Here is a 7,157-nt window from a genome sequence, read left to right as displayed (position 1 = left end):
CCCGAGCCCCGTGCCGCAGCCGGTCAGCCCCAACCCGGCGGCGGCCCCCGCCCCGAGCCCGAGCACTCCCCTGCGCGAGATTTGGCGCATTGCGTCCCCCTTGTTCAGGTCACGCCCCTCTTGACGTGAAGCACACCGTTTTAGAGGTCAGGGGAATCGCCGGGGTTCCGCCGTTCTGGCACATATTGCAGAGCCTTTGACCGAAAACGGTTGTATGCGCCCTCCGTACGCCGCACACGGAAGCGCACGCCGGGGGCACACGCGTAGGCACGCCCCCGAACGAAAGAGCACGCCTCATAGGACAGACGTACGGACCGCAGGGTTCCAGTTGATCAAGACCAAGGGCGATGAGACATGAGGAGACGGGAAGGGGGCAACGTCGGAGCCACGGGCAACTGCGCGCCTTCAGGGACACGAGGGACGCCGGGTTCCGTCTGCGGCCAGGGCAACCGCACGCTTTCAAGGGGCGCGGGGAACTGCGCGACCAGCCACGACGGCCCCGCAGTCACCCACCGACCTCAGTCACCCAGCCACCTCAGTCCCCCGGCCCCCAAGCGGAGCGCTCACGCTCCGAAGGCCTTGTCCTTCCCCTTGACCGGCTTGGCCCCCGCCAGAAGATGCGCCGGCACCAGATCCCGCGCCGGCTCGCTGTACCCCACCGACACGATCTTGTCCCCCTGATACGTGAAGGTCGTCAGGGACGCGAGCGTGCACTGCCGCCGCCGCGGATCGTGCCACAGCCGCCGCCGCTCGACGTACGACCGGACGATCCAGATCGGCAGCTGGTGCGAGACGAGCACGGCCTCATGCCCGCGCGCCGCGTCCTTCGCCGCGTCCAGCGCCCCCATCATCCGGACGACCTGGTCGACGTACGGCTCACCCCACGACGGCTTGAAGGGGTTCACCAGGTGCTTCCAGTTCTCCGGCCGCTTCAGCGCGCCGTCGCCGACCCCGAAGGTCTTGCCCTGGAAGACGTTGTCGGCCTCGATGAGCCGTGCGTCGGTCGCGAGGTCCAGCCCGTGCGCCTTGGCGATCGGCGTGGCCGTCTCCTGCGCCCGCTCCAGCGGCGACGCCACGACGTGGGTGACGTCACGGGTGGCGAGGTGCTCGGCGACCCGGTCGGCCATCCGGCGCCCGAGGTCGGAGAGGTGGTATCCGGCGAGCCGCCCGTAGAGGATCCCGTCCGGGTTGGCGACCTCGCCGTGCCGCATCAGGTGGACGACGGTGATGTCACTCATGCTGCTGTGGCCTCCGCTGCCGCTCGCGCCGCCGCCGGGAGGGCGTCGGCGATTCTCTGGACCGCCTGCTCGTCGTGTGCGGTGGACACGAACCACGACTCGAACGACGACGGCGGCAGATAGACGCCCTGCGACAGCATCGAGTGGAAGAAGGCGTTGAACCGGTAGGACTCCTGCGTCTTGGCGTCCTCGTAGTTCCGTACCGGAGTGTCCGTGAAGAACACGGAGAACATGTTGGAGGCGTTCTGCAGCGTGTGCGCGACGCCCTCCTTGTGGAGCGCCTCCGTGAGGAGCCCCTGGATCTGGAGGGAGACCGCGTCGACGACGTCGTACGCCGCGTCGTCGAGCAGCCGCAGCTGCGCGAGCCCGGCGGCGGTGGCGATCGGGTTCCCGGAGAGCGTGCCGGCCTGGTAGACGGGCCCGGCGGGCGCCAGGTACGCCATCACGTCGGCACGGCCACCGAAGGCCGCCGCGGGGAAGCCGCCGCCCATGACCTTGCCGAAGGTCATCAGGTCGGGGACGACCCCGTCGATCCCGTACCAGCCGGCCCTGCTGGTGCGGAAGCCGGTCATGACCTCGTCGGAGATGTACAGGGCCCCGTTCTCGGCGCAGACGTCCTTGAGTCCCTGGTTGAAGCCGGGCAGCGGCGGTACGACGCCCATGTTGCCCGGGGACGCCTCGGTTATCACACACGCGATCTCGCCGGGGTGGGCGGCGAAGGCGGCGCGCACGGCGTCGAGGTCGTTGTAGGGGAGGACGATGGTGTCGCCGGCCTGGGCGCCGGTGACGCCGGGGGTGTCCGGCAGCGCGAACGTGGCGACTCCCGACCCGGCGGCGGCGAGCAGCGAGTCGACGTGGCCGTGGTAGCAACCGGCGAACTTGACCACCTTGGTGCGGCCGGTGAAGCCGCGGGCGAGCCGGATCGCGGACATGGTGGCCTCGGTCCCGCTGGAGACGAGCCGCACCTGCTCCAGCGGCCCGACGCGGTCGACCATCTCCTCGGCGAGCGCGACCTCGCCCTCGCCGGGGGTGCCGAAGGACGTGCCGCGCGAGACGGCGTCCTGAACGGCGGCGATGACCTCGGGACGGGAGTGCCCGAGGATCATCGGCCCCCAGGAGCACACGAGGTCGACGTACTCACGGCCGTCGGCGTCGGTGAGGTAGGGACCGGTACCGGACACCATGAACCGGGGCGTACCGCCCACGGCGCGGAAGGCGCGCACGGGAGAGTTCACGCCGCCGGGCGTGACGGCCGCCGCGCGCTCGAAAAGAGTCTGGGAAACTGGGGCATCATAGCTATAAGGCAGTTCGGGCATGACCTGCGGTTTCTCGTCGACGCGGACGGCTGACGTCACCAAGGGTAGGCCAGCGCCGCCTAGCACTATGAGTCCCGGACATTCAGGGCCCCACCTGCCGGTCGGGGGGACGCCTGGCCGCCGTCAGCCACTACGACCGCCGCGGCGACCCCGTCCGCCCTGTCGTCGGAGGCCGTCGGGGCGGGGTCGGGGTGCTGGGCAGGCTGGACGGCCAGCAGGCCAGGGCGAGCATCGCGCAAGTGACATGCCGGTGCCAGGGCGTCCACTTGCGGACCTGGTACTGACCCAGGCCGGTGAGCTGCTTGCCCTGCTCGTTGTCCTCTTCGATCTTCCAGCGCACCCCGGCCTGGGCGATGAACTCGACGGCGGGCATGGGGGTTGGGGCGTGCGCGAGGAAGTACCCGTACTCGTAGTCGATCCTTCCTCCCGCCAGCTGCTTCTTGTCGGTGCTGCGGCGTATGAGAAGCCTGTGCCGGTTGAGGCGCCTCAACGCCACAGGCCAGGCGATGTGCTCCGGGGCAGCACCGCGAGCACCTCGGCTGCTTCGAGGGTCGTCGAGATGGACCTGCCGTCGAGAACTCCCGGCCTCGCTCTCTTCTCTCACGCGCTCTCTTCGCTGAGGCGGTCGACTGCCCACGGGATGAGCTCCTTGGCCACCGCAAGGCTGAACGGCCCCACCAGCGAACGAAGTTCGGCGCAGGCGGCAGGACCGAGCGTGAGGTAAGGGAGGGCGGCCAGCGTGTCGGTGGTGTGCTCGATCTCCGCCCTACGCCGCGTACCGTCCTCGGTCAAAGCCAGGTGGGGTCCATCGTCGAGCCATCCACGCTCACGCAGGTTCTCCACGGCCTGTCCCCACTGCTCCGGCGTCCATGCCCGCGAGTCGCGCAGCACATCTGCGTCGATGTCGCCTGTGGCGGCGTGCGTGACGAGAGCCTCGAGCCCGCTCAGTCCGGCAGTCAGGAGTGCCGCCACGTGACCGTCGCCACGGAACTCCCGCAGCAGAGTCTGTGCGTGCCAGAGCACGAGGTGGGGTGCGCTCGGCCACGGCAGTGCGGCGTGCGCGGCGAAGAGGGGGCGGCCTTGTGGATGGCGCACGGCCACTTCAGCAGCGGTACGAGCCAATTCCGCCGCGCGGGCCAGCGCCGGTGAGGAGACGTCCGCGCCGAGGATGCGGCGGAGCGTGGTATCGATCCCGGTGAGCCGGGCGGCGGCGAACCGCTCGGGCGTGGCGGCTTCCCATGCCGCGGGTATGGCTCGTCGCACCAGTTGGGGATTGAAGTTGAAGAACGTGGCGATGACCAGATCAGCCGGAGCGGCGCCGAGCGCGGCGGAGCGGGACGCGAAGTACCCCGTCCTGGCGTCCACGCCCAACTCGGCGTACTGACCTGCGGCTTCGGGCGAGAAGTAGACGGCCCCGTGGTAGGGCTCGAGAGTTCTCCAGGTCTGACGTGCGAGGGCCAGGCTGTCGCGGTCCGTGTTCTGCGTCATGAGGGGTTCGCCGTCCTGTGGCGGATGAAGCGTTGCTGTTCATCGAGCACACGACGGCGCGTGGGGCACACCCGGCAGTACCGTCTGGTCGGTACGTTATCGGAGAGCGGCTCTGACTGCTACTGCCCCTGCAACCAGTTCCCTCCTGGCCAAGGTACGAATCCATCCGCGGTACGCGACCGCGTTGGTGCGGGCCCTGCTGGTGCTGACGCACCACCAGGTGACTCGGCGACCGATGAGCTCCCCTCAATGATCACCGTGACGAACTGCACGAGCACCCCAACGACTCATCACGCCAGGACCGTTGCGCCGAACGCCGTCCCAGCTCGCCCCCGCCCGCCTCAATCCGGCCCGTGGAGCAACCCACCGCAGGCATGACGAGAGCCCCCGTCGAAGATGACATCCCGGCGGGGCTCTGCCAGTGCGCAGAAGGACTACACGGTCACGCCCTCGTTCGCCCGTGACGACGCCATATGCACCGTGACGCGGTCCTCGATCTTGCAGGCAGGCGCGAAGCCTCCACGCGACTCAGCCTTGCGGACGGTGATCCGGTCGACGAAGAGTTCAACGAGCATGCGCCGATCCTCGACGGACGCCTTCCCCCACCACGACGTCGGTCCGGTGGGGTCACCGTCCTCCGACGCGGTCCACTGCTCAATGGGAAGTGGCGGAAGATCCGGAGTGCCCACTTCTTTGATCTTCTCGTCGATGGCGGCCAGGCGGGCTTCGAGCGACTGCTTGTCGTCCAGGAACTGACGGCGCCCGATCTCGCCGTCATAAACGCCGATCTTCAGGTCACTGTAGAGCTGCTCGACAGACCGCACGATCTGCGCGCGCTCGCCGAGCAGTGACGCACGCTCGCTTCGCGCCCGCGGGTTCTCCGTCATCCGGGCAAGCCTGGACATCGCTTCGACGATGGTGTCCATCGTCTCCGGGTCATCCTCGTCGGCGTTGCTGATGACGGCCATGATGCGGGCACCCACGTACGCGTCCACGTCCTTCTGCTGGATCGTGGATCCGCCCTCGTGCGTCCCTTCCTCCACCACTCCCGCTGGCCGGCTGCACTTGTAGACGTCGCGAGAACCGGTCTTGGGTCGGCCGCACTCGCAGTAGAAACGATTCATGCCCGTAAGGAGGTACTTACGGGGCGTGCCGCCTTTGCTGCCCCTACCGCGCCCGGAGAGCCAGTCCTGAAGCTCGAAGAACTTCGCGGGCGAGATCAGTCCCTCCCCCACCGAGATCGGCTCTTCGCTCTCGCCCCGAAGGATGCGGTACTCCCTGACGTTCCGAGTCGGGTTTCCGCCCTTGTCCACCGCGTAGACAGGCTCAGCCGCCATTCCCGCCATTCGGGGATCCGTCAGAAGCCGTTTCACGGCTCGCTCACGCCACGCACCGCCGTTCTGTGCGGGGATTCGTTCCGAATTCAGCCACGCCACGATGGACCCTACCGACGCCGGGTGAGCGTTCTTCTTTCCCGTCCATGGCTTGTCCTTGAATTCGAAGATGCGGTCGACCATCTTCATGTAAGTGCCAGCCTGATCGGTCCCGTCTTCCTGCACGACTGCGGGACGCAGACGGCGAATAGTGATGGGCAGGGGCTTCCCGTCGATCTCCTGCACCACGACTTCTGGATAGGACTCAAGGCCGTACGGAACCGCGCCTCCCGTCCATCCACCGAGCACCTTCGCTCCTTGCTTGACGCCACGAATGGTCTGGCTTTTCATCTTGTTGTCCGAATGGGAAGCGTCCAAACGCATGATGAGCATGATCAGTTCCATGGTGTTGTCCGGCGAGAAAGAGCCTTCCGACACCGACGTGATAGTGACGCCGAGACTGAACAGTTCGAGAACGATCGGAATCGCGTCCTTCGGCTCCCGACGAGAGAACCGCGTCACGTTGTAAACGATGATCTCGTGAACCAGTCCGTCACGACAATCGTTGAGGAGCCGTTCGAACTGCGTCCGCTTGGCATTCGGGTCGTATCCCGATACGCCGATGTCTCGATAGTGCCCTTTGAAAGAGCAGCCTCGATCTTGCGCCTTTCTCCGGGTCGCCTCGTCCTGCGTTTGCGGGCTCGCTTCCGACTTGTCCGCTTTGGCTTTCGACTGGCGGGTATATCCTGCGGCTACCCGGAGCACGGTTGCGACGTGCTCCGGGCCCCAGGCCCCCGCCTTTGCAGTTGGGTTCACCGGATCAAGGTATCCTAATAGCGTGAAGCTGGGGCTTCGTACGGATAGCTCACACAGGCCATGGCGTCAGAGGCTCCGAAGATCCTGCCGACTGGTGTTTGCGCGCACGTTTCGGCGAGCGGTCGCGGGGGAGGTCACTGACACGATGATCGGGTTGCGCGGCGGGGATCACGTGGCCCAGAAATGCGTTCGGGTGGAGATATGCATCGCGGTGGCGGACTGGGCGACGGGACCGGTGACCTCGGTCCTCGTCGTGCCCGGCGGGGAAGGCACCGGCGCGACGCGGAGGAGACTGCGGAGACCCCACGACAGGAACGAGGCGGGTCCGGCGCGTCCGGATCGACAGCCGCATCCGGCCCGTCCGGCACCGCGCCGGGCGGTAGCGGTAGTGGTACGGGCGGACTGACCGGATCGAGCGGACTGGGTGGACTGAGCGGACTGCTGGGCGGGCTGAGTGGACTGGGTCGACCGGGCGGATCCGGTGGATCGAGTGGTTCGGCCGGGCAGGGTGGTCCGACTGGTCCGACTGGTCCGAGCGGTTCGACCGGGTCGAGCACGCCGACCGGCACGGGTACGCCGTCGGACGGCCCCGGCGGTGCGATCGGACCCGGCGCACAGGACGGCCCGAGCGGTCCTGGTGGTCCGGGAGGTTCCGCCGGAGCGGGTGGCCTGGACGCAGCCGCAGACACCGGATCCACGGGCCCCACAGGACCGACGAACGGACTCACGGGACCGACGGGCCCCCTGCGCGGTCTGGGTCCGCTCGGTTCCCTGGGGGCGCTGGGCTCCCGGAGGTTGCGCGGTGGCCAGGGAGCGCAGGGAGCACAGGACGCGCAGTCGGCGTCGAGCGGGCAATCGGCGTCGGACGGCGCCGCGCAGCCACCGGCGCCGTCGGGTCCCCCGCCACAGCCCCCACTCGGCAGCAC

General features: G+C 68.1%; 5 protein-coding genes. All 5 read right to left on the bottom strand.

All coding sequences use genetic code 11. From position 1 onward, the window contains the following. Positions 1-563: 563 nt before the first annotated feature. The 5 genes from AOK23_RS40600 to AOK23_RS40580 all read right to left on the bottom strand — a co-directional run bounded on the left by AOK23_RS40600 (position 564) and on the right by AOK23_RS40580 (position 6,231). The gene (locus AOK23_RS40600; RefSeq protein ID WP_055717429.1) at positions 564-1,238 is read right to left on the bottom strand and encodes a histidine phosphatase family protein; all 675 of its coding nucleotides are present in this window, start codon (positions 1,236-1,238) and stop codon (positions 564-566) included. Further along, on the bottom strand, positions 1,235-2,554 hold the full coding sequence (gene hemL / locus AOK23_RS40595) for a glutamate-1-semialdehyde 2,1-aminomutase (RefSeq protein WP_055717431.1): 1,320 nt from the start codon (positions 2,552-2,554) through the stop codon (positions 1,235-1,237). Before hemL ends, AOK23_RS40600 begins: the two co-directional genes overlap by 4 nt. 130 nt (positions 2,555-2,684) lie before the next feature. Continuing rightward, on the bottom strand, positions 2,685-3,050 hold the full coding sequence (locus tag AOK23_RS52170) for a hypothetical protein (RefSeq protein WP_055717428.1): 366 nt from the start codon (positions 3,048-3,050) through the stop codon (positions 2,685-2,687). A gap of 104 nt (positions 3,051-3,154) precedes the next feature. Continuing rightward, complete coding sequence (locus tag AOK23_RS40585; RefSeq protein WP_055717427.1) at positions 3,155-4,042, bottom strand: SCO6745 family protein; 888 nt, start codon at positions 4,040-4,042, stop codon at positions 3,155-3,157. A gap of 434 nt (positions 4,043-4,476) precedes the next feature. Beyond that, positions 4,477-6,231, bottom strand: a complete 1,755-nt coding sequence (locus tag AOK23_RS40580; protein WP_240496791.1) for a recombinase family protein — start codon at positions 6,229-6,231, stop codon at positions 4,477-4,479. Positions 6,232-7,157 lie beyond the last annotated feature (926 nt).

It is taken from the genome of Streptomyces torulosus (assembly GCF_001419765.1).
GTDB classification, from domain to species: domain Bacteria; phylum Actinomycetota; class Actinomycetes; order Streptomycetales; family Streptomycetaceae; genus Streptomyces; species Streptomyces torulosus.
The sequence above is the reverse complement of the archived record's forward strand: the minus strand, read 5'-3'. Positions and strand labels throughout refer to the sequence as shown.